General features: G+C 57.9%; 26 protein-coding genes and 1 riboswitch. Of the genes, 16 read left to right on the top strand and 10 right to left on the bottom strand.

Annotated elements, in window-relative coordinates:
• Positions 1 to 37: 37 nt before the first annotated feature.
• Positions 38 to 1600, bottom strand: a complete 1563-nt coding sequence (locus tag ACQZ5M_RS16155; protein ID WP_449080273.1) for a helicase HerA-like C-terminal domain-containing protein — start codon at positions 1598 to 1600, stop codon at positions 38 to 40.
• 211 nt (positions 1601 to 1811) lie between these two features.
• Between ACQZ5M_RS16155 and ACQZ5M_RS16160 the strand changes: the two genes are divergently transcribed.
• Positions 1812 to 2204, top strand: coding sequence for a hypothetical protein (locus tag ACQZ5M_RS16160; RefSeq protein ID WP_449080274.1), 393 nt, complete (start codon positions 1812 to 1814; stop codon positions 2202 to 2204).
• Positions 2205 to 2216: 12 nt separating this feature from the next.
• On the opposite strand, the gene ACQZ5M_RS16165 is transcribed toward ACQZ5M_RS16160, so the two are convergent.
• On the bottom strand, positions 2217 to 2642 hold the full coding sequence (locus ACQZ5M_RS16165; RefSeq protein WP_296073748.1) for a winged helix-turn-helix transcriptional regulator: 426 nt from the start codon (positions 2640 to 2642) through the stop codon (positions 2217 to 2219).
• Positions 2643 to 2746: 104 nt separating this feature from the next.
• Here ACQZ5M_RS16165 and ACQZ5M_RS16170 point away from each other — a divergent pair, with 104 nt between their 5' ends.
• The gene (locus tag ACQZ5M_RS16170; protein WP_296073750.1) at positions 2747 to 3505 is read left to right on the top strand and encodes an SDR family oxidoreductase; all 759 of its coding nucleotides are present in this window, start codon (positions 2747 to 2749) and stop codon (positions 3503 to 3505) included.
• Between the two features lie 152 nt (positions 3506 to 3657).
• On the opposite strand, the gene ACQZ5M_RS16175 is transcribed toward ACQZ5M_RS16170, so the two are convergent.
• Both ACQZ5M_RS16175 and ACQZ5M_RS16180 read right to left on the bottom strand, forming a co-directional pair.
• Entirely contained in the window at positions 3658 to 4485 is an 828-nt protein-coding gene (locus ACQZ5M_RS16175; protein WP_449080275.1) for an aldo/keto reductase, read from the bottom strand.
• Positions 4486 to 4570: 85 nt separating this feature from the next.
• Entirely contained in the window at positions 4571 to 5752 is a 1182-nt protein-coding gene (locus tag ACQZ5M_RS16180; protein ID WP_449080276.1) for an MFS transporter, read from the bottom strand.
• 138 nt (positions 5753 to 5890) lie between these two features.
• Between ACQZ5M_RS16180 and ACQZ5M_RS16185 the strand changes: the two genes are divergently transcribed.
• Positions 5891 to 6790 carry a LysR family transcriptional regulator gene (locus tag ACQZ5M_RS16185; protein WP_296073758.1) on the top strand — a complete coding sequence of 300 codons (900 nt, stop codon included), beginning with the start codon at positions 5891 to 5893 and terminating at the stop codon, positions 6788 to 6790.
• A 59-nt stretch (positions 6791 to 6849) separates the two neighbouring features.
• On the opposite strand, the gene ACQZ5M_RS16190 is transcribed toward ACQZ5M_RS16185, so the two are convergent.
• Positions 6850 to 8133: a TadE/TadG family type IV pilus assembly protein gene (locus ACQZ5M_RS16190; protein WP_296100787.1), complete on the bottom strand. Its 1284-nt coding sequence runs from the start codon at positions 8131 to 8133 to the stop codon at positions 6850 to 6852.
• Positions 8134 to 8324: 191 nt separating this feature from the next.
• Here ACQZ5M_RS16190 and ACQZ5M_RS16195 point away from each other — a divergent pair, with 191 nt between their 5' ends.
• Both ACQZ5M_RS16195 and ACQZ5M_RS16200 read left to right on the top strand, forming a co-directional pair.
• Entirely contained in the window at positions 8325 to 9029 is a 705-nt protein-coding gene (locus ACQZ5M_RS16195) for a helix-turn-helix transcriptional regulator (protein WP_296017188.1), read from the top strand.
• A gap of 45 nt (positions 9030 to 9074) precedes the next feature.
• Positions 9075 to 9443, top strand: a complete 369-nt coding sequence (locus tag ACQZ5M_RS16200; RefSeq protein ID WP_296073762.1) for a VOC family protein — start codon at positions 9075 to 9077, stop codon at positions 9441 to 9443.
• 54 nt (positions 9444 to 9497) lie between these two features.
• On the opposite strand, the gene tam is transcribed toward ACQZ5M_RS16200, so the two are convergent.
• Positions 9498 to 10268 (bottom strand): trans-aconitate 2-methyltransferase, encoded by a 771-nt coding sequence (gene tam / locus ACQZ5M_RS16205; protein ID WP_449080277.1) that lies wholly within the window; start codon positions 10266 to 10268, stop codon positions 9498 to 9500.
• 235 nt (positions 10269 to 10503) lie between these two features.
• Here tam and ACQZ5M_RS16210 point away from each other — a divergent pair, with 235 nt between their 5' ends.
• On the top strand, positions 10504 to 11388 hold the full coding sequence (locus tag ACQZ5M_RS16210) for a branched-chain amino acid aminotransferase (protein WP_449080278.1): 885 nt from the start codon (positions 10504 to 10506) through the stop codon (positions 11386 to 11388).
• Positions 11389 to 11444: 56 nt separating this feature from the next.
• Here ACQZ5M_RS16210 and ACQZ5M_RS16215 read toward each other — a convergent pair whose 3' ends face one another.
• A complete protein-coding gene (locus ACQZ5M_RS16215; protein WP_449080279.1) occupies positions 11445 to 12353 on the bottom strand; it encodes a LysR family transcriptional regulator ArgP in 909 nt (302 codons plus the stop codon).
• A 91-nt stretch (positions 12354 to 12444) separates the two neighbouring features.
• On the opposite strand from ACQZ5M_RS16215, the gene ACQZ5M_RS16220 reads away from it, so the two are divergent.
• On the top strand, positions 12445 to 13053 hold the full coding sequence (locus ACQZ5M_RS16220) for a LysE/ArgO family amino acid transporter (RefSeq protein ID WP_449080280.1): 609 nt from the start codon (positions 12445 to 12447) through the stop codon (positions 13051 to 13053).
• Here the strand turns inward: ACQZ5M_RS16220 and ACQZ5M_RS16225 are convergent.
• Entirely contained in the window at positions 13031 to 13912 is an 882-nt protein-coding gene (locus ACQZ5M_RS16225) for a LysR family transcriptional regulator (RefSeq protein ID WP_449080281.1), read from the bottom strand. The two genes, ACQZ5M_RS16220 and ACQZ5M_RS16225, sit on opposite strands and share 23 nt — an antisense overlap.
• Before the next feature lie 103 nt (positions 13913 to 14015).
• Between ACQZ5M_RS16225 and ACQZ5M_RS16230 the strand changes: the two genes are divergently transcribed.
• The gene (locus ACQZ5M_RS16230) at positions 14016 to 14558 is read left to right on the top strand and encodes a GNAT family N-acetyltransferase (RefSeq protein WP_296073774.1); all 543 of its coding nucleotides are present in this window, start codon (positions 14016 to 14018) and stop codon (positions 14556 to 14558) included.
• Positions 14559 to 14561: 3 nt separating this feature from the next.
• Here ACQZ5M_RS16230 and ACQZ5M_RS16235 read toward each other — a convergent pair whose 3' ends face one another.
• On the bottom strand, positions 14562 to 14894 hold the full coding sequence (locus ACQZ5M_RS16235; RefSeq protein WP_296037075.1) for a hypothetical protein: 333 nt from the start codon (positions 14892 to 14894) through the stop codon (positions 14562 to 14564).
• A gap of 225 nt (positions 14895 to 15119) precedes the next feature.
• On the opposite strand from ACQZ5M_RS16235, the gene ACQZ5M_RS16240 reads away from it, so the two are divergent.
• The 8 genes from ACQZ5M_RS16240 (at position 15120) to ACQZ5M_RS16275 (ending at position 20851) form a co-directional block, all read left to right on the top strand.
• Positions 15120 to 15722 carry a superoxide dismutase gene (locus ACQZ5M_RS16240; protein WP_062425801.1) on the top strand — a complete coding sequence of 201 codons (603 nt, stop codon included), beginning with the start codon at positions 15120 to 15122 and terminating at the stop codon, positions 15720 to 15722.
• Positions 15723 to 15874: 152 nt separating this feature from the next.
• Positions 15875 to 16723 (top strand): metallophosphoesterase, encoded by an 849-nt coding sequence (locus ACQZ5M_RS16245; RefSeq protein ID WP_449080282.1) that lies wholly within the window; start codon positions 15875 to 15877, stop codon positions 16721 to 16723.
• A gap of 237 nt (positions 16724 to 16960) precedes the next feature.
• On the top strand, positions 16961 to 17596 hold the full coding sequence (locus ACQZ5M_RS16250) for a LysE family translocator (RefSeq protein ID WP_449080283.1): 636 nt from the start codon (positions 16961 to 16963) through the stop codon (positions 17594 to 17596).
• A gap of 191 nt (positions 17597 to 17787) precedes the next feature.
• Positions 17788 to 18219, top strand: a complete 432-nt coding sequence (locus ACQZ5M_RS16255; RefSeq protein ID WP_162686460.1) for a c-type cytochrome — start codon at positions 17788 to 17790, stop codon at positions 18217 to 18219.
• Between the two features lie 78 nt (positions 18220 to 18297).
• Positions 18298 to 19221, top strand: a complete 924-nt coding sequence (locus ACQZ5M_RS16260) for a c-type cytochrome (RefSeq protein ID WP_449080284.1) — start codon at positions 18298 to 18300, stop codon at positions 19219 to 19221.
• A gap of 54 nt (positions 19222 to 19275) precedes the next feature.
• Positions 19276 to 19483: riboswitch (cobalamin riboswitch) on the top strand.
• A 144-nt stretch (positions 19484 to 19627) separates the two neighbouring features.
• A complete protein-coding gene (locus ACQZ5M_RS16265) occupies positions 19628 to 19810 on the top strand; it encodes a CbtB domain-containing protein (protein WP_296037066.1) in 183 nt (60 codons plus the stop codon).
• An 11-nt stretch (positions 19811 to 19821) separates the two neighbouring features.
• Positions 19822 to 20529: a CbtA family protein gene (locus tag ACQZ5M_RS16270; protein ID WP_449080285.1), complete on the top strand. Its 708-nt coding sequence runs from the start codon at positions 19822 to 19824 to the stop codon at positions 20527 to 20529.
• 1 nt (position 20530) lies between these two features.
• Positions 20531 to 20851 (top strand): hypothetical protein, encoded by a 321-nt coding sequence (locus ACQZ5M_RS16275; protein WP_449080286.1) that lies wholly within the window; start codon positions 20531 to 20533, stop codon positions 20849 to 20851.
• 61 nt (positions 20852 to 20912) lie between these two features.
• Here the strand turns inward: ACQZ5M_RS16275 and ACQZ5M_RS16280 are convergent, their stop codons facing one another.
• Positions 20913 to 21479, bottom strand: coding sequence for a type 1 glutamine amidotransferase family protein (locus ACQZ5M_RS16280; RefSeq protein WP_449080287.1), 567 nt, complete (start codon positions 21477 to 21479; stop codon positions 20913 to 20915).
• Positions 21480 to 21494: the final 15 nt, after the last annotated feature.

Here is a 21494-nt window from a genome sequence, read left to right on the forward strand (position 1 = left end):
CATTGAGGCAGCCGTGTGAACAGGGGAGGGCGGCGCGCTATCGTCGCAGACTTCCCAGAATGCCGCGAACGAGCGCGCGCCCGACGGACGTTGCCACGGAGCGAGCTGCGCTCTTCATGGCAGCTTCGATAACCGTTTCGCGCTGATATCCGCTGGAGCGTCGTGCGCCGGTCGTTGAGGCTTGCTTCGGTTCTTCGTCGCCGAAGCCCGGCAGCTTCCAGCGGCCAGCCGCGCTGTCGGGCTGCTGGCTTGCCTGCTCCTCCGCTGCTCGCTTTGCGGCTTCGGCCTCTGCGGTCTTACGGGCTCGCTCTCCAAGAATCTCGAATGCGGATTCGCGATCGATGTCCTGATCATAGACGCCAGCAACCGTGCTGGAGGCCATGATGCTGCGGCGCTCGTCGTCGCTGACCGGGCCGACGCGCCCCGATGGGGGACGCACCAGCGTGCGTTCGACGATGGAGGGTGCGCCCTTGTCTTCCAAAGTGGACACCAGCGCCTCGCCCGTGCCAAGCGTGGTGATGGCTTCGGCCGTGCTGAAGGCCGGATTCTGACGGAAGGTATCGGCTGCGGTTTTCACCGCCTTCTGCTCCCGCGGCGTATAGGCGCGAAGCGCGTGCTGCACACGATTGCCGAGCTGTGCGAGAACCGTTTCCGGCACGTCGAGCGGGTTCTGAGTGACGAAATAGACACCTACCCCCTTGGAGCGGATGAGGCGAACGACCTGCTCGACACGTTCGACGAGCACCTTCGGCGCATCGTTGAACAGAAGATGCGCCTCGTCGAAGAAAAAGACGAGCTTCGGCTTTGCCGGATCGCCCACTTCGGGCAGTTCTTCGAAGAGTTCGGAGAGCATCCACAGAAGGAAGGTGCCGTAGAGGCGCGGGTTCATCATCAACTTGTCGGCAGCCAAAACGGAAATGACGCCGCGCCCGTCGCTTGTTGTGCGCATGATATCGGAAATTTTCAGCGCAGGCTCACCGAAGAAATGCTCCGCACCCTGTTGCTCCAGCACCAGAAGACCGCGCTGCAAAGATCCGACGGAGGATTTGGAGATAAGACCGAACTGGCTGGAGAGCTCGCTTGCATGCTCGCCCATATAGTTCAGCAGCGATTGCAGGTCCTTCAGATCGAGCAGCGGCAGGCCGCCCTGATCGGCGATTTTGAAGGCGATGTTCAGAACGCCCTCCTGCGCTTCGGAGGCATCCATGAGCCGTGCGAGCAGAAGCGGCCCCATTTCAGCAATGGTGGCGCGAACGCGGTGGCCATTCTCGCCGTAAAGGTCCCAGAAGATCACTGGGAACTGTTCAAAGGACAGGTCTGAGAAACCGATCTGCTCGGCGCGCTTGGTCACCCAATCCTTGGCTTCGCCCGGCTTGGCGATGCCCGAAAGGTCGCCCTTGATATCGGCGCAGAAAACCGGAACACCCGCCTTTGCAAAACCTTCTGCCAGCACCTGCAGCGACACCGTCTTGCCTGTACCCGTCGCCCCGGTGATCAGCCCGTGGCGGTTGCCAAACCGAAGGTCGAGATATTCGCCCTTGTTGAGGCTATCGTCCGGGTTGCGGCTCGTGCCGATGTAAAGCTTGCCGTCCTGCAGCATCTGGCGTTCCTTCCCAACTATCGGGCAGCGGTGCCCAATTTCGATTTCCTCTTCATACTTATAGGAACTGTTTTTACCCTCAACAACTGTTTGATAAGCTTGAAAAGAGCGTATCGAAAAACCTTTGATGGACTGGCCCTGGCGGCCTTGAGTCTCGGTTTCAATTGTTTTACGTTGACGTGAACGTAATTTCGCATTCAGGAGGAAATTTATGAGCGAAATCGTAACTCAGGTCGCGGATAGAGTGGGCATTGCGCCGGACAAGGCGGAAAAGGCTCTCGGCATGATGCTTGGTTTCCTCCAGCGCGAGGCTGATGACGCGGCTGTCGCCAAGATGATCGAAGCGATCCCAGGCGCGCCGGAGCTCGTCGCCCGTTACAACGGCGAAGGCCAGGGTGGCGGTGGCCTTCTCGGTGGTCTGATGAGCGCAATCGGCGGCGGTGGCATCATGGGGCTAGGCCAGCAACTGATGAGCCAGGGTCTCGGCATGAGCGAAATTTCCGCTCTTGCAAAGACGACCATCTCGATTGCTCGCCAGCATGCAGGCGATGAAGTCGTGGACAAGGTGATTGCTTCGGTACCGGGCCTCAGCCAGTTCGCCTGATCGCATCATTCGTTATGTCAGGCGCGGAGTCTGCTCTTCAAAGGCTCTCCGCGCCTTCTCTATGTCTGCATGGTGCGTCTCTGCCCAAATCCATACGCCGCAAAAAGCGCTGCCGAGTGTCTTGCCGAGATGAGTGAGGCTATAGTCCACATGCGGCGGAATGACCGGATGAATGATGCGCGTCACCAGCCCGTCGCATTCCATCTGCCGTAGCGTCTTTGTCAGCATCTTCTGACTGATATTGCCAACAGCCTTGCCGATTTGCGTGAAGCGCATGGTGCCATGCTCTTCCAAGGCTTCAAGGATCAGCATCGTCCACTTGTCTGCCACCTTCGCGATGATGTCTTGGACCAGCGCTTCGATAACCGGATCGGTCTCACCTGGTGGCGGATCAAGACGCTTCTGCTCGATGGCGGGATCTGCCAGATGCCTTTTCATGAAGACACTCTCTTTCGGGTAAGTATAAATCTTTCGGGTGCCTACTTTCCATAGGAGAGCAGCATATCTAGGTTGAGTCCATCCAACAAGAGAGGACAGCCAAAATGAAAATGACAGGAAACACCATTCTCATTACCGGCGGCGGCTCCGGTATCGGTCGTGCGCTCGCAGAAGCTTTTCACGCGCTCGGCAACAAGGTCATCATCTCAGGTCGCCGGCAATCGTCACTGGATGACGTGACAGCCGCCAATCCCGGCATGGTTTCCGTGGTGCTGGATGCAACGAAGGCGGATGGCATCCGCAGCTTTGCCGACACGCTGATCCGGAAACACCCGGACCTCAATGTCGTCATCAACAATGCCGGTATCATGAAGAACGAAGACATTACTGCGGCGCCCGATTATCTGGACATTGCCGAGGAAACCATTGCCACCAACCTTCTGGGCCCGATCCGTCTGACGGCGGCGCTCCTTCCGCATTTCCTGCCAAAGCCTCACGCCGCTGTCCTCACCGTCTCTTCGGGCCTAGCCTTTGTACCCATGGTGGCGACACCGACATACAGCGCGACGAAATCTGCCATCCATGCATATTCCATGGCTCTGCGGGAGCAGTTGAAAAATACATCGGTCGAGGTCATCGAAATTGCTCCACCCTACGTTCAGACTACGCTTCAAGGTGAGAAACAGGCCACCGACGAACGGGCCATGCCGCTTGATGAGTTCGTCGCGGAGGTGATGGGAATCCTGACTAGCAAGCCTGATGAAAAGGAAGTGATCGTGGAACGCTGCAAACCATTGCGTTTTGCAGCCGAGAACGGCAATTTCGATCAGGTTTTCGGCATGGTGAACAGCCTGCATTCTTGATGTTCAGCGATCGTGGCTGGCCTGCGCGTTGCGGCTTCGACCAGGCAGCAGGTCACTCCGCGACCCGCTGGCCTGGTGTGGCTGCGCCGTGGTCTCGGCGCAGCCTCCGTTGTACTCGGCCCGAAGCGGCCTTTGTGTAGCACTGAAAAGGCTCAGTTATCCCAGTCGGGTGCCAGATGGCCAGGATTGACGATGCGGCCGTCCTTTTTCGCGAGCGCGAAAATTGCCTTCATCTCGTCCTCCGAAAGCTCGAAGTCGAAGATATCGAAGTTTTCGGGGAGGCGGCTTTCCGTTGCAGTCTTGGAAAGAGCGATCACATCGGGCTGCTGGACCGCCCAGCGCAGCGCGATTTGCGCTGCGGTCTTGCCGTGCTTTGCGCCGATGTCGCGCAACGCCTCGTCTTTCGGCACCTTGCCATCGGCCATCAGATAGTAAGCGGTAATCGAGATGCCATGCTTGCGGGCAGCCTCGATCACCTTGGTCTGATCGAGATAGGGGTGATACTCGATCTGGTTATTGGCGATGGGCGCTTCAGACAGGCGCACCGATTCATCCATCAGTGCCACGTTGAAGTTGGAGACCCCGATATTGCGGACTTTGCCCGCCTTGTGCAGTTCGTTCAACGCGCCGATCCGTTCGGCAAGCGGCACATCGCTTTTCGGCCAGTGCAGAAGAAGAAGGTCAACATAATCCGTTTTCAACTTCGTCAGGCTCTCATCCACGGAGCGGATGAAGTCGTCGTGCCTGTACTGATCCACCCACACCTTGGTGGTCAGAAAGATGTCGCCGCGCTCGATGCCGGACGTTGTGATGGCATCGCCGACAGCCGCCTCGTTCTTGTAGACCTGCGCCGTGTCCACGTGGCGGAAGCCGAGTTTCAGCGCCTGCGGCAAGATGCGGTGCACGTCCTCTTCCGGCATGCGGAAGGTGCCGAAGCCGAGAGCTGGAATATTTGCGCCATTGGCGTTTACTGTCTTCATGTTATGTCTCCATTTGCGGATTGTGGTCCCGCTTGGACGCGGGACAGGAAGGTCGTTAGCCTAAGTCTTAAAGGGCGGGTTTGGTTCAAACGGGCTGCACGCGATCTGCCCGCTTTCGGTCGAGGCTTGCACTGATGAGCGTAAGCACGAGCGCAGACGAGACCAGCATCGCACCGACCCATGGCGTTGCGCCAAGTCCGAGTGGCGAAGCGACGACCATGCCGCCGATCCAGGCGCCAACGGCGATGCCGAGATTGAAGGCCGCGATATTAAGTGCAGAGGCCACGTCGATGGCATTCGGACGAAAACGCTTGGCAAGTTGCACCACGTAGAGCTGAAGGCCGGGAACGTTGGCAAAGGACAGAAACCCCAAGGCAACGAGCGTAAGAAGTGCGGCAGTTGCGGAGGTGGCGGTAAAGGTGAAGAGCGCCAGAACAAGTGCCTGAAGCCCGAAGAGCCAGCCAAGCGCTTTTACCGGATCGCGGTCGGCAATTCGTCCGCCTGCGAGATTGCCCGCCGCGATCGCGAGACCGTAAAGCACCAGGACAAGACTGACGGTGCTTTCGGCAAAGCCTGTCAGTTCCTGAAGGATGGAGGCAAGGAAGGTGAATGTGACGAATGTACCGCCATAACCAAGTGCCGTCATGGCGAAGGCAAGCAGCAACCGCCACGAGCCGAGAACGCGCAATTGCTCCATCAGACTTGCTGCCGGTGCTTTTTGAAGTGTTGATGGCAACAGTGCCGCAATGCCGATAAAGGCGACAATCCCGAGTGCTGCAACCGCAAAAAACGTGGCGCGCCAGCCGAAAATCTGACCGATCAGCGTGCCCAGCGGCACGCCGGTCACGATGGCGACGGTCAGCCCCATGAACATCATGGCGATGGCCGACGCCCTTCTATCTTCCGGCACAAGCCCAGCGGCAATGGTCGCGCCGACGGAAAAGAACACGCCATGGGCAAAGGCGGAGATGACGCGTGCCACTAGCAGCATCTCGTAGCTGGGGCTCAGTGCCGCAGCGCTATTGCCGAGAATGAAAAGGCCCATCAGTCCAAGCAGAAGCGGCTTGCGTTCGATGCGGCCGGTCAACGCCGTCAGAACGGGCGCGCCGAAGGTTACACCCAGCGCATAGACGGACACGATGAGCCCGGCGAGCGGCAATGTAATGTGAAGATCGTTAGCGACGGTGGGGAGAAGACCCACGATGACGAATTCCGTAGTGCCAATAGCATATGCAGCAATCGTCAGGGCAAAAAGAGCAAGGGGCATGGGGTGTGCCTTTCAGGCCTGTCATAGCAGGCAATCTCGATGGGTTTGAGGTTCGAGGCTGAATATCGGCGCAAGGTACTTGTTTGATAATCCCGATTAATCGATAATCATTTTTGAATTGAAATCATAGGCGAGCTGATGGATAACCGCGCGGGCGAGATGGAGGTTTTTGTACTGGCTGCGGAGTTGAAAAGCTTCTCTGGCGCTGGACGACGGTTGAAGCTCTCGCCCTCTGCCGTCAGCAAGCTCGTGTCACGGGTGGAAGAGCGGCTGGGAACGCGCCTTCTCGTCCGTTCCACCCGGACGCTGGAACTCACACCCGAGGGCGAGATTTATCTTCGCCGCGCCCGGCGTATTCTGAAAGAGATCGACGAGACGGAGGAACTGGTCGCTGGCGGGCGTGAAGAGGCGAGAGGCTTGCTGCGCGTCAATTCCTCGGTCGGCTTTGGCGAGCGATGCATTCTTCCGCTCCTCGGCGAGTTTGCCGACCGTCACCCGAAAGTTCGACTCGATCTCACACTGACAGATGGCGTGATCGATCTCATCGGCGAGCGCACCGATATTGCGATTCGCGTTGGCCCTATGAGGGACTCGTCACTCATGGCGCGGCGCCTTTTCTCCAGCCGGCGCGTGATCGTGGCGTCGCCGGATTATCTGAGCCGGCAAGGTGTCCCGAAGGCGCCGGACGACCTTGATCATCACAACTGCATCGGCTTTAACTTTCGTCGCAGCCTCGATGAATGGCCATTCCGCGACCCTGACACGCAGGTCACCTATACCAAGGCAATAAGTGGCAATATCCTCGTGTCGAGCGGCTCCATCAAGCGGCAACTATGTCTGCTCGGCGTCGGCATAGGCCGTATAGGGGAATTCCACGTTCGCCCGGACATCGAGGCCGGACGGCTTGTGCCGATCCTAGAGGACTATAACGGTGGCGACATGGAACTCGTCCATGCCGTTTATGCCGGACACGAGCATCTGGCGGCCCGTATCCGTGCTTTCATAGACTTCCTTGTCGAGCGGATCGAAACGAATTGATCACCGCACGAGGCGTGCATTCAAACCGAAAGAACGGCACCGCGCTCTCATGGTCTTGGTCAGCCGGAGAGGCGAGGAGAGGTCACGACACGTTTGAACAAGGCTGACATTGCGTCGGCAATACCCTGCGTCGGGCTGACTTCGAAGAAGAGACCGGGCGAAGCGCAATCCTGCATGCGTCCCGAGATTTCCGATTGGAACGGGCTGATCCATTGATTGTACCAGCCATCCGTCGGCAGCGGAAGATAGGTCGTATAAAGTACAGCAATGCGGTAACCTTGCGACTTCAGAGCGCTGCACAGCTTTGTATCGATTGGCTCCTGGCAACGTCCACCCGTGGTTCGTTTAGTACAAATCGTTGGCTTGTAGCTGTCGCCAACGCCATCGGAAACGAAAAAGAGAACCTTCTCCGGTGTCACCGCGCTGTTGCCATCGCCTTGAAGGCCCATTTTGCTACCAATTTGCGTCATTGCACGATCGAAGTCTGTTTGCTGGTCGTTATCGTAGCCCTGCTTGGGGATGGACATGAGGTCGATTTTGCTCGCGCTGCTCTTTGCGAGCGCCAGATCCGCCGTTAGAGGCACCACCTCCAACAGCTTCGTGTCCTCGGCCTTTTCGCCAAAAGTATAGACCGCCATTCTGTATTGGTTGGGCACCAGCCGCATATCCGCTGCTGTGTCCATCAGAGCAACGGTTGCCTTGCTCACGACGTCAATGCGTGTCGTCACTCCCAGCTTCTTGGCTAGGTTGTAGTAACTATTGGCGCCTGCCGACACATCATGACATGCAAAGGCACACTGATCTCGCGTGTTCGCCACCAGTGTGGCGACATCTCTAGGCGTCGCGCCCACACCCATCGATGGCGTATTGTCTAGAAGAAGATAGAAGTTGGTATATCGCTCGGTCACGTACTTGCCCGTCGCTTTACCGCTGACGGTGAAGAACTCCATGTTCAAAAGTTGTGACAGTGTGGTGTTCACCGTGGCTTTGTATTCCACGTAAGACTCGACTTCGTTACCGGTCTTGTTGACTTTCAAGGCTATGTTGGTAACGACGAAGTCGTCTCCATGATCGGCCGAAGCCTTGTTGAAGAAATCCATCGAGACGTTGCCTTGAGCGATGATCGGCCCGTCTCCGCTCATTTTTCGAGCCTCGATGACATAGGGGGAATTTTTGGCAATGGCGGCAAGGGCCGTGGCATCGGCAGCCTTTTGCAGATCTTCCTTGACCACGAGGGCTTGGCTGATGTCTAACGCGACTCCGGCCGCGCCGAAAAGTGGCACCGCCAGTAGAGCCGTCATGATGGCGAAATTGCCATTCCTGTCACGCCATATATTGCGCATATGAGCCTCTTGAAATAAAAGCGAGCCCGTTTGACTTATTGATACTGGAAATAACTGCCGCTAAATGAATAACAAACGGTTTTGAACGCCGTAAAAATTTTACTCGACCAATAAAAATCGCCGTTTAGATTTGATATTTGTTTGTTTTGCTGGGCGGCAAGCAAATGATGTCAGTGTGGCCGGAGAAATCATTGTCACGTTCGCAACGTCTACTTGATCTCCTTCAATTGCTGCGTAGCCGTCGTGGACCGATTGGCGGTGCGGAACTGGCGTCAGCCACCGGGGTGAGCCTGCGCACGCTCTACCGCGATATCGCCACGCTTCAGGCGCAGGGTGCGAATATCGAAGGAGAGGCCGGTGTCGGTTATGTGTTGAGACCTGGCTATCTACTTCCGCCGCTGATGTTTTCCGAAGCGGAGATCGAGGCGCTGGTTTTGGGCTCTCGGTGGGTGGCAGGCAGGGCAGATGGTGCTTTGGCGGAGGCGGCCCGAGCCGGGCTCTCCAAGATCGCCGCGGTCCTGCCAAAAGCCCTGGCAGAAGAGCTGGACAACTCCACGCTTCTTGTCGGGCCCGGTAAGGTCATCGATATGCCGCATGTCGATCTCGGTACGATTAGAAATGCCATTCGCAGCCAGACGAAGATGGAAATCGATTACGCCGATGAACAGGGACGCAGCAGCCGCCGGATTATCTGGCCCTTCGCATTGGCCTTTTTCGATCAGGTGCGGGTGTTGCTGGCATGGTGCGAACTCCGGCAGGATTATCGCAGTTTCCGTGCGGACCGCATCTTGTCTTTTACCTCGACCGAGACGCGTTATTCAAAGCGTCGGGAGGCACTGCTGAGCGGTTGGCGAAAGATGATGACGGCGCGGCAGGAGGCTGCTGACAGAAACTGACACTGTGCTTCGCTAAGGTCTTTCCATCAACAAAGGAGACCGATCGTGGAACACCCGAACTTCATCATTCTTTTCGCCAAAGATCCCCGCCAGAGCGCTGCTTTCTATGGCAATCTGCTTGACGCAGAACCTGTCGAACTCTCGGACACATTTGCTTTATTCAATCTGAAAAGCGGCATGCGGCTTGGGCTGTGGTCTCGCCACAGCGTCGCGCCGCCGCTATCGTCCGACGGCAGCGCTGTCGAAATTGCCTTTGTTCTACACTCGGACGATGCTGTGGATGTATGTCATGTTGAGTGGAAGAGCAAAGGGCTGACAATTCTCCAAGAGCCAACAGTGATGGATTTTGGCCGCACGTTTCTGGCGGCGGATCCGGATGGCTATCGTCTGCGTGTCTACGCCTTCCACGGCTGAAGCTTAGTCGTGCTCGGAGGGCCAGGCATCGCCACGGTGCCTGGCCATCGATGATCAGGATTTGACCGTGACGATGAACAATCGCGGAAAGCGCAGGAGGCGTCTTCCATCCGCAAGAGGCGGGTAGGCAGCGTCGATCCGCTGCCGGTAATCCTTTAGAAAAGCGTCCTGATGTTCAGCGCCGGCCGTTGCCAGATAAGGGCGAAGGCCCGTACCTTTCACCCACTCGACGATGGCGCTGGCATCGGCCATGGGGTGATTGTAAATACTGTGCCACACATCGACACGAAGCGCTTTCGGCGCCAGCCGATCGATGTAGTCGGCGGGAGAAGGCAGAGGCTGGCGGCGCAGTTGCCGCCCCTCGAAGTTCACGCTCCATGGGCCGGAGCGGCTCGTTTCCTCCATCAGCAAATGGCCGGGCTCATTAAGGTTGTCCGGCATCTGGATGGCGAGGACGCCTCCGGGGTTGAGGTGATCCATCAGCCGTTCGAGAAGGTCGATATGGTTCGGCAGCCATTGGAACACAGCATTGGCGTAGAGCAGATCGGCAGGTTCGTCCGGAAGCCAGGATGAAAGATCAGCTTGAACGAATTGCGTCATCGGCAGCCTGACCGCTGCTTCTTCCAGCATGTTGTCGTCGCTATCGACCCCCGTAATGACGTTGACGCCGTAGCGCTCCGTCAGGAGCTCTGTCGAGTTGCCTGGGCCGCAGCCAAGGTCGAAGCCCGTCATCACGCGCTCCAGTGGAACCTGCGCCAGAAGGTCACGCGCCGGCCGCGTCCGCTCGTCTTCGAATTTCAGATATTGCTGTGCCGACCATGCCATTCCGTCTCTCCCTGCGCTCGTATAATACCGAAGATGACACAGCGTTCTTGCAACCGCCAGATCAACTCGATCGGAGCATCAACGCCCAGATCAAGCTCTTGGCTGCACGCAACAAATGCACATTTCACAACAATGCTCGGGCAATAATCCTTCCTTTTGCGTTTTGTCGGGAATTTCACCTTGACGTCATAGCCGCACGGGCATTCATTCCGACGCATTCAAGAAGGAGAATGCCATGTCCGTCGATACCGCACCCCGTTCCACCACCTGGACCCATGTCGATGGTCAATGGCTTCCTGGCAATCCTCCTCTGATCGGACCGACTTCGCATGCCATGTGGCTTGCTTCTACCGTCTTCGATGGCGCACGCTGGTTCGACGGAGTGGCGCCGGACCTCGATCTGCATTGCCAGCGTGTCAACCGCTCCGCCGTCAATATGGGCATGAAGCCGACCATGACTGCGGAAGAAATCGAGCAATTGGCGCTGGAAGGCGTGAAGAAGTTCGACGGCAATATGGCGATTTACATCAAGCCGATGTACTGGGCGGAGCATGGCATGCGCGGCTCCGTCGTGGCGCCCGATGCCGAGTCTACTCGCTTTGCCCTCTGCTTGTTCGAGGCGCCGATGGATGCCGGTGTACCGTTAACGCTGACTGTTTCTCCGCTTCGTCGCCCTTCCCCGGAAACGGCCATGACCGATGCCAAGGCTGGAAGCCTCTATCCCAATAGCGGTCGCGCCATCATCGAAGCCCGTTCGCGCGGCTTTGACAATGCGCTGATGCGCGATATGAACGGCAATGTCGCCGAGTCTGCATCCTCCAACGTTTTCATGGTGAAGGACGGCATTGTCTTTACGCCGATGCCGAACCGGACGTTCCTGGCGGGCATCACCCGCTCACGCGTGATGATGTTGTTGCGGCAGGCCGGTTTCGACGTGCGTGAGGCGACACTTTCAGTCGAGGACTTCCGCAACGCGGACGAAATCTTCTGCTCCGGCAACTATTCCAAGGTTTCCCCGGTCATCAAGCTGGATGACCGCGAACTTCAGGCAGGCCCCGTGGCTCGCAAAGCTCTGGACCTTTACCTGGACTGGGCGAAATCCACCGTTCCAGCGGAGTGAGGATATGGAGTGAACCCTCCCTGTGGACGTAAGTAAATTCGACGTCGCAGGGAGTTCTATTCGCCCTTTGCCTGCACCAGTTCGCGACGTGCCACCTCGACGACCGCATCCGTCAAGGGCTTCAGCCGATCCGCCGCCAGTCTATTGACCTGCCAGAACAGCGGGACATCGAGCGGCGTGCCGGGCTTGAGTTCTACCAATCGTCCGCCCGCCAGATGATCTCGCACCAGAAGGTCCGGGTTCATGCCCCAGCCCATGCCCAACAAGGCTGCATCGACGAAGCTTTGGGTAGAGGGAAGCCAGTGGGTTGGGTGGGCAATCGCCGCGCCAAAAACCTGGCGGATCCATTGCTGCTGAAGCCGATCTTTCTGGTTGAAGGTGAGGGCGGGCGCTTGTGCAAGTCCGGCTTCAGTCACGCTGTTGGGAAAATACTGGTCGACAAACGCTGCGCTCGCTGTTGCGTGATACCGCAGAAAGCCGAGCGGCGTGACGCGGCAGCCCTGGACCGGCTTCTCCAGACTCGTCACTGCCGCGAGCACGCGTCCGCGCTGTAGCCACTCGGCCGTGTGGTCCTGATCGTCCACTGCCACATTCAGGAGGAAGCCAGACTGGCGAGTGAAAGCGGAAACCGCCTTCAGGAACCAAGTACCGAGACTATCGGCATTGGTGGCGATATGGAGCGTTACCCGGCTGCTGGGTTCATCCGAAGAGAGGAGCGCGGGAAGCTGGCTGAAAAGCTCCGACTCCAGCATCCCCACATGCTCCATGTGGCGGCAGACCCACGCACCTTTCTCGGTGGCGGTACAGGGATTTCCACGCAGTATGAGGACGGCGCCCAGCCGCTCTTCCAGTTGCTTAACCCGCTGAGAGATGGCCGATGGCGTGACGTGCAAAGAAAGTGCCGCCTTTTCGAAGCTGCCGGTCTGCACCACCATTGCCACTGCGCGAAGCGATGCATAGTCCATAGATTTAGCCCTGCTTAATCGAAATAAGTATCTTTAACTGTATTAATGGTTTCCCGCCAACTATTCGATGCTGAGGCACAAGGGGCATCGCATGGATTTTTCGGTTTATTTCACAGGCTTCACCATGGGGCTGACGTTGATCATGGCCATCGGTGCGCAGAATGCCTTCGTGTTGCGTCAGGGGCTTAGAGGTGATCACGTCTTCGCCGTCTGTCTGGCCTGCGCGCTGTCGGATGCGATCCTGATTACCGTCGGCGTCACAGCGTTCCGGCAGATCGCCACGGTCATGCCTGCAATCGAGCCCGCCATGCGCTATGCGGGTGCCGCGTTTCTGGTGTGGTATGGCGCAAAAAGCCTGCAATCGGCGCTTCGCTCTTCGGAGGTTTTGGCCGCTGCGTCCGGCACGGTCGCGCCCTTCGCTACAACGCTTCTGACCTGTGTGGCACTGACATGGCTGAACCCGCATGTCTATCTCGATACGGTCGTTCTTCTCGGCACGATCTCGACGCAGTTTCCCGACAAGGAAGCGGTCTTCGGAGCCGGTGCGGCCACGGCGTCGGGCGTGTTTTTCTTCTCGCTTGGCTATGGTGCGCGCTTGTTGCGACCCGTTTTTGCCAATCCATTCGCTTGGCGCATTCTGGAAGGTATCATCGCGCTAGTCATGTGGCTGATTGCGCTTACGCTTCTGACTGGCGGTTAAGCGCAGCGACCAGGGCGCGGAGCGGCGCACTCATGTGCTTATCGCGCCTGAGCGCCAGCACGAGGTCACGTTCCAGCTTCGGCACAAGCGATCGTATTTGCAGTTTGCTCCGTTCGAGGTCACCAACGGCCATTGCAGGCACAATGGCGACGCCAAGACCGGCTTCCACCAGCGTCTTCAGCGCCTCGACACTTCCAAGCTCCATGATGGGCTGAACTCGTCCACCTCTCTCTTTCAGCCACCCGTCCACGAGCTTCCGGGTATTGCCGCCTTGATAAAGCAGCAGCGACCGAGCGCAAAGATAGCCTGGATCTATGACTTGAGGAATGTCTGACGCGTCATGCGGAAAAATTGCGAGCAACTCCTCCCGGTGGACCTTGCGCAGATCAAGGCTGCGACCGGTGACGGGGAGCGTGACGATCGCGGCGTCGATTTCGTTGTTTTCGAGAAGGCGAACGACATCCGGCGTATTGCCGGTTTCCACCCTAATTTCGATGCCAGGCATTCGATAGCGGATCTCGCGCAATATTGCCGGCATAAAGTAGATCAAGGCCGTTGCGCCGGTGCCGATGCGCAAACGGCCGCTCTGGCCACCTCGGTGCGGCGCGACTGTGTCGATGGCCTGAGATACCTCGTCGGATATGCGTCTTGCATGAACCAGTAGATCACGGCCTGCGGGCGTTGGCTGCGCTTTGCGTCCAACACGCTCAATGAGTCGAACGCCGAGTTGCTTTTCAAGCGATCGAATGTGGAGGCTGATGGCGGGCTGGGTCAGCCGTGCCTTCTCGGCCGCGGCGGAGAAGCTTCCAAGCTCCGAGACATCAATGAAACTCTTCAACTGTCGGAGGTCCAAATCCATGACAAAGAAATCCTTATGCTCTGCATAAGATCTATAATCTTTATTTGGGTATGTCTCTGGTGCAGATTGCAACGAGACGCATACCCTTTTAGGACTCCCATCAATGACCTCCCCGACAAAAGCCGCCTTGATCATCCGCCCCTGCGAAGAGGGTGATATTTCCGCGATCGTCGCAATTTATCGTGACGCCGTTCTCCATGGCAGCGCCAGTTTCGAAATCGAGCCGCCGACGGCTGACGTCATGCGTGAACGCCGGGCAACGCTTCTCGCCGGCGGCTTTCCCTATATCGTTGCGGAGATGGAAGGCACGGTCGTCGGCTATGCCTATGCCGGACCACACCGCGCGCGCCCGGCCTATGACGCCACGGTGGAGGACTCGATCTATGTAGATCCGAACCGAAAGGGCTTGGGCATTGGCAAGGCCCTGCTGCTGGCGCTCATTGACGAGGCAACGGCGCGGGGCTTTCGCCAGATGGTAGCGGTGGTCGGCGATTCTGAGAACGCCGCATCGGTTGGCGTTCACCGCGCCACGGGTTTCGAGATGGTGGGTACGCTAAAATCCGTCGGCTGGAAGCATGGCCGCTGGCTGGATATCGTTCTCATGCAGCGACCGCTCGGCGAGGCGGACACGACGCGAAGATTCTAAGTCTTATGGCTTGGTGGAGCCGGGAAGCTCGACCTTGACGGAATCCGCGGAAAGTTCGCTTCCCAGTTCAACGGCCTTGGTCTTCTTGTCATAGACGCAGATGTGGCTGATGGTGGCGTCTGCTCCCTTTGCCTTTCCGGTCAGGATCGCAAGACCGTAATTCTCGCTTCCTGTCGGATCGACCACGGCCTTTGGATCATCCATCAGCCTCGCACCCGCGTCGAGGCATTTTGCCTGCACGTCGGCGACGAACTCTTCCCATGCGCTGTCGGACGAGGCGGCTGCGGGGAGTGCCACGAAGGATGCCAAGATCAAAACCAGAGCCTGTCGTTTCATTGCCATGTCCTTGTTATAGTTTCTCACGAGATCAGCCGAACGGATCGTTCGGAATCGGTACGGCAAACTGGGTCGCAATCATGTTTTTGAAGAGGCACGAGAGGAATTTTCTCTTTTGCTGGAACATTTTGATAATTCACAGGTTGCCTGAATTGATAGCTGATCCTATGGTCCGCCCACTAGGTTTCGAGGAGCGGCCCAGCCGCTGCAACAAGGAGTAAAACCATGGCCTTTGAACTTCCCGAACTCCCATATGATTATGATGCGCTTGCGCCCTACATGTCGCGCGAAACGCTGGAGTTTCACCACGACAAGCACCACAAGGCCTATGTGGACAATGGCAACAAGCTGGCTGCAGAAGCCGGTCTTTCCGACCTTTCGCTCGAAGAGGTGGTGAAGAAGTCCTTCGGCACCAATGCCGGTCTTTTCAATAATGCCGCCCAGCATTACAACCACGTCCATTTCTGGAAGTGGATGAAGAAGGACGGCGGCGGCAACAAGCTGCCCGGCAAGCTCGAGCAGGCGATCGCTTCCGATCTCGGCGGTTACGACAAGTTCAAGGCGGACTTCATCGCAGCCGGCACCACGCAGTTCGGCTCCGGCTGGGCTTGGCTCTCGGTCAAGAACGGCAAGCTTGAAATCTCCAAGACACCGAATGGCGAAAACCCGCTGGTTCACGGTGCAGAGCCGATCCTCGGCGTCGACGTATGGGAACACTCCTACTACATCGACTACCGCAATCTGCGTCCGAAGTACCTCGAAGCCTTCGTCGATAATCTCATCAACTGGGATTACGTTCTGGAGCGCTACGAAGCCGCATCCAAGTAATTTTCCGATTGGATCGGATAAGCAACACCCGGCCTTCGCGCCGGGTGTTTTGCTTTCCGGCTTCTCCCCGTTCCCATAAGCAGCCTTGACGCGCTCTCCTCTACTGCGCCTGTCACACCGCTGTCATGCGGCGCTCTTAAGCGGTAGCGACCATGATAGATACACTCGCCACACCGCTCTTTTCATTCGGCATCGTCGCCGACCCGCAATATGCCGATATCCCTGCAAGACCAGAGATGAACCGCTTTTACGCGGAAAGTACGAAGAAGCTGGCGGATGCGATTGGGGCCTTCAACCAGGAGGATCTCGCTTTTGTCGTAACCCTCGGCGACCTGATCGACCGAGGCTGGGATAGCTTCGACGCTATCCTTGGATGTTATGACCAGTTGAAGCATCGCTGCGTACTCCTTCCTGGCAACCACGACTTCGCCGTCGAGCCTGAGCATTTGGCAAAGGTTCATGAGCGACTCGGCATGCCGGCCAGATGGCATGACTTCAGTTTCGGTGAATTCCGCTTCATCGTGCTCGATGGCAATGATGTGAGCACCTTCGCGCCTCCGCTGGGGGACCCCCGTCGAGAGCTTGCAAAGATGCGCCTGGAGGCATTGCGGCAGGCCGGGGCTTTGAATGCGCAGGATTGGAACGGCTCGTTCAGCGATGAGCAACTTTCCTGGCTAAAAGCGACGCTCGCAAAGGCCGATGCCATGCAGGAACATGTCGTTCTGTTCTGCCACTATCCGCTCTTTCCGGAGAACGCGCATAATATGTGGGATGCCCCCGAAGTGCTGAAACTGCTTGCAGCCCACCACAGCGTCAAGGCGTGGTTCTGCGGGCACAATCACGAAGGCAATTACGGCGCGATCGGCAATACCCATTTCGTCAACATCAAAGGCATGGTGGACACGCTGGACCAAAATGCCTTTGCGATCGCCGACGTCCATCCGGATCGCATCGCCATTCGTGGCTTTGGCCGCGAGACGAACCGCGTTCTGATGTTCTGAGCGAACGATGGGCGCTAAAGCATGTTGTGCAAAGGTGTGCAGAGGTTTTGCGCTGCCGACATGCGATAAAAATAAAATTTATGAGATGACCTGAAAGATCAAGACAAGCTTTGAAAAGCGTCTCGTCAGCGAGTTGAATCCACCACACTTATTCATTTGATACAGTCCCTCCACCGGGTGGATAAGGTTTCGATTATTTCTCTCGATCCTCTCTCCGCGCCATGTGTCCGGACCGACATGACCTATACTGAAAACCTCTGGCTCTATTTCACGCTGCTCTTTGGTATCATCATGCTGCCAGAAATAGATATGCTCCTCGTCCTGGCCAGTTCCTTGACTGGCGGGCGACGCGTCGGGCTTGCCGCGACATCCGGCATCATCGCAGGTGGAGCGGTGCATTCACTTTATGGCGCCATCGGCATTGCCCTTCTGGCGACGCTCATTCCCGTTCTTTTCACGCCGCTGATGATCTTCGGTGCGGCGTATATGATCTGGATCGGGTTCAGCCTGATACGAAGCTCGATTGTCATCGAAGCAGATGAGGTCAGTGCTAGCGCTTCCGCCTGGCGGGCCTTTCGGCGCGGAGTCATTACCTGCCTCAGCAACCCGAAAGCCTATCTCTTCATGATGGCTGTCTACCCTCAATTTCTCAAACCCGCCTATGGTCCGATATGGGTTCAAGGCATCGTCATGGGGCTGATGACTGCTGGGACTCAACTGGCCGTCTATGGCACGCTGGCGCTAACCGCTGGCAAAAGTCGTGATTTTCTGGTGTCATCCCCTAGAGCGACAATTCTCATCGGTAGGATCGCCGGGCTGCTGCTGATTTTTGTTGCCGTCTTCACGCTTTGGGAAGGGTTGAAAGGAAACTGAAAAAGACAAGTTTAGGTGCCTGATTTTACTTTGGAAAATCACCTGAATGTGACTTCTTTTTGCCACGTGTAGCCTGCATCTTCATCTCTGTTCGACTCGGTGTGCCGCCCGGCACGCATGCGCGTGTCGTGAGATCGATGCGGGACGGCGAACAACCACCCTCCGGTGACACCGGAACAAGGAGAGAGAGCATGAAATTCAAGACGATTGCCGCATCCATTCTTATAGGCTGTCTTTGCGCCGGAGCGGTGTCCGCGGCCGGCGAAGTTGAAAAGCGCGAAGGCTTGATGAAGCAGATCGGTGGCGCCATGGGCGCACTCGGCGCGATCGCCAAGGGCGAAAAGCCGTACGACGCCGAGACCGTGAAGACCGCTGTCACCACCATCAGCACCAACGCCAAGGCATTCCCGGACCAGTTCCCGGCGGGCTCCGAAGGCGGTGCAGCGTCGCCTGCCATCTGGCAGAACTTCGCCGACTTCAAGGCGAAGTCTGAGAAGCTTGGCGCCGATGCTGACGCGGTGCTCGCACAGTTGCCGACTGATCAGGCCAGCACGGGTGCTGCCCTGAAGACGCTCGGCGCCGATTGCAGCTCCTGCCATCAGGCCTATCGTCTGAAGAAGTAAGACGACGAAGACACGCCCGCCGGTTCAGCGGCGGGCTATTCTTTTTTTTGATGTTTTATCGATTAGGCGGAGAGGCGGATGGCATCCATATGGGCAAAGCTGGCAGGCGGCATTGCGGTCGCGGGGATTGCCGGTTTCGGTATCTTCATGTGGGTGACGGCACCTGAGCGCCAACCACCAAGCCACTGGGCCAATCTGGGCGAGCCGGATCTTGCCAATGGCGAGACTCTGTTTTGGGCAGGTGGATGCGCAAGCTGCCACGCCGCCCCGGATGCGACCGGAGACGCCGTGAAAACGCTTTCCGGCGGCCAGGCCTTACCGAGCCCTTTCGGCACTTTTCACGTTCCCAACATCTCGCCAGATCCTCAGCACGGTATCGGCAACTGGACAGTGGCCGAATTCGGTGACGCCATGACCAGAGGCGTTGGAAAGAATGGCGAACATCTCTATCCCTCCTTCCCATATACCTCCTATGCCCGCATGACGGCGCAGGACATCAACGACCTCTTCGGCTATCTGAAGACGTTGCCCACCAGCACCAATGATGCGCCTGCCCACGATCTACCATTCCCGCTCGACATGCGACTGGCTCTCGGTGGCTGGAAGTTCCTCTATTTCGACAAGGGTGCGCCGCGCGTGCAGCTTGCCAATGACAATGCCAGCGCCGATGTCGCACGCGGCCAGTATCTGGTGGAAGGTCCAGGCCATTGCGGCGAATGCCATACGCCACGCACGGCACTTGGCGGGTTGATCAAGGACAAGTGGCTGGCGGGCGGCCCCAACCCGGAAGGCGAGGGGACGATCCCCGATATCACGCCCGGCTCGCAGGCCATCAGCTCCTGGACGGCAGCAGATATCGCCAACTACCTCGAGACCGGCTTCACGCCGGAGTTCGACAGTGTCGGCGGCTCCATGGTCAAGGTGCAGCAAAACATGGCGAAGCTTTCTACCGATGACCGCAATGCGATCGCCGCTTATCTCAAGGCAGTTCCGGCGCGCTGAAATCCTGAATGCAAGAGGCGGCGCTTCTCGCATTGACTCTACACAACCTCTGACTAATAACAGACAGGTGATGGTCTTTCCGGTCCTGCCGGAAAGTGAAAAGGGAACACGATAGGAGCTTCGCTCTCATTCGTGGCTGCCCCCGCAACTGTGAGCGGCGAGCCTGAAAACGAAAGCCACTGATGCTGTTTTTTGCATCGGGAAGGCGTTTTCAAAGCTACGACCCGCGAGCCAGGAGACCTGCCATCAAGAAGTGTCGTCAATGCCGGCGGGGTGTCCGGAAGAGCACGGTTTTCGGGCAGGAATCATCCGTCCGAAAAGCCCTGTTTGTCTTTCCCCGTGGTGAATGTTGAACGCGTGCGTCCGTCTGCCTGAAAACAGCGCGCCGCTGAAAAAGAGGGTCACCATGTCTATCCAACAGAACACGGCGTCGAGCGCCGTTTCCTCAACGACTTCCAAACTCCTTCAAGCCCTGACCGCTGTAGCGCTCGGACTGTTTATCGTCGGTTTCGTCGGCTTCTCGCATGTCGAGGCCATGCATAATGCGGCGCATGATACGCGCCACGCCAATGCCTTCCCCTGCCATTGAGGGGAACTGAGATGTCGTTTTTCAGGAATATCGTTTTTACCGCTGTGCTCGTCGGCCTGATTACCGGACTGGCCGTCAGTGCCATGCAAGCGGTTGGCACAACGCCGCTCATTCTCCAGGCGGAAACGTTCGAGGGTGCCGGCAGCGAAGCAGACCATTCGCATGATGCCGCAACACCTGCCGATCACCACCACGACGCTGAAGCTTGGGCCCCCGCCGATGGGTTCGAGCGCAACGCCTACACCGTGGCCGCCAATGTGCTGACTGCCATCGGCTATGCGCTCGTGCTCACCGGCCTGATCTCGCTTCGCGGCGCGCAGGGTGGCTGGCGCGAGGGGCTCTTCTGGGGGCTCGCCGGCTTTGCAGCCGTCATGCTGGCCCCTATGATCGGCCTGCCGCCGGAACTGCCGGGCAGCCCTGCTGCCGATCTCGGTGCGCGCCAGATCTGGTGGATCGCAACCGCGGCAGCCACGGCCGGTGGCATTGCGCTTCTTGCGTTTCGCCGTTCAGAGCCTTGGGCGGTGATCCTTGCTGTCGTGCTGATTGTTGCGCCGCATGTCGTCGGTGCGCCGTTGCCGCCTGCAGGTGAACACGCGCTGGCACCTCTGCCGCTGGAGCGCCGCTTCGTCGTTCTCGCCACCGTTACCAGCTTCGTCTTCTGGCTGATCCTCGGCTCGTTGAGTGGCCTGTTCCTCAAGCGTTTCGAAGCTGCAAAGTAAGATGACCACAGGGGTAAACGCAGCCGACTGGAGCGATGAGCTCGATTGCCTGCGTTTTCCGGTTCCCGGTCATGGCGCGCTTTGCGCCATGCATCGTCTTGCCTTCAAGGCGCTCCTGCAAGAGGCGCCGACAGCGCAGACGTGCCGGGCTTACTTTCTGGAAAACCGGGACGCTTTTTTCGATGCTGCGCGTAAGAAGATCGAGCGGATGACAATTCCATCCGACCGAAGCCTCCACATCAACAGCCGTGATTTACGCCGCGCCATGGCGGTAGAAGACGCGCAAGGACCGGCGCGCCTCTGTCGTGTTCTGGACCGTTGAAAGCACGATGAGTGGACTTGCATAGAGCGGCCTTTGTGGCTTCAGAGAGAGGCATGGCGCCCTATCGATGCTCTGCGGAAAACACCGAAAGTTCGCATTCGGCTTCCGGTCCCCAGAGACCAAGGGCTTCCAATACCTCTGTCGCGAAGCTCACCGGCGAGTTGCCGGGCGCGGTGACGATGCCCTTGTCGCTGACAGCCCTCGGCTGGTCGCGATAAAGCACTGACCCATCATAAGCGTCATATCGCTGGTGCGAGTCCAGCGAGTTCCCCGTATGCGCAACGTGGTTCAGGATGCCGGTGCCTGCTAGCGCACTCGCGGCGGCGCAGATCCCTGCGACGACGCGTTCTTTTTCCCGAAAGCGATGGACCAGATCGCTGAAATCGGGAGCCTTACCCTTTTCCCAAGACAGGCCGCCAGGAATGACGAGGGCGTCTATAGTGCTAGGATCAAGGGCGTCGTAAGCCGTTTCCGGCGCGACCTTGAACCCACCCATGGACGTCACGGGTAGGCCATCTGGAGATGCCGTTACGATCTCGACACCAAGATAGCCCCGCGCCGCAGCGGCAAGCAGCGCAGGCTCCCAATCGGCAAACTCTTCTGTCAGGGCAATTGCAATACGGGCCATGTCATCCTCCAAAAG

This window comes from Rhizobium sp. 22-785-1, from assembly GCF_053521965.1.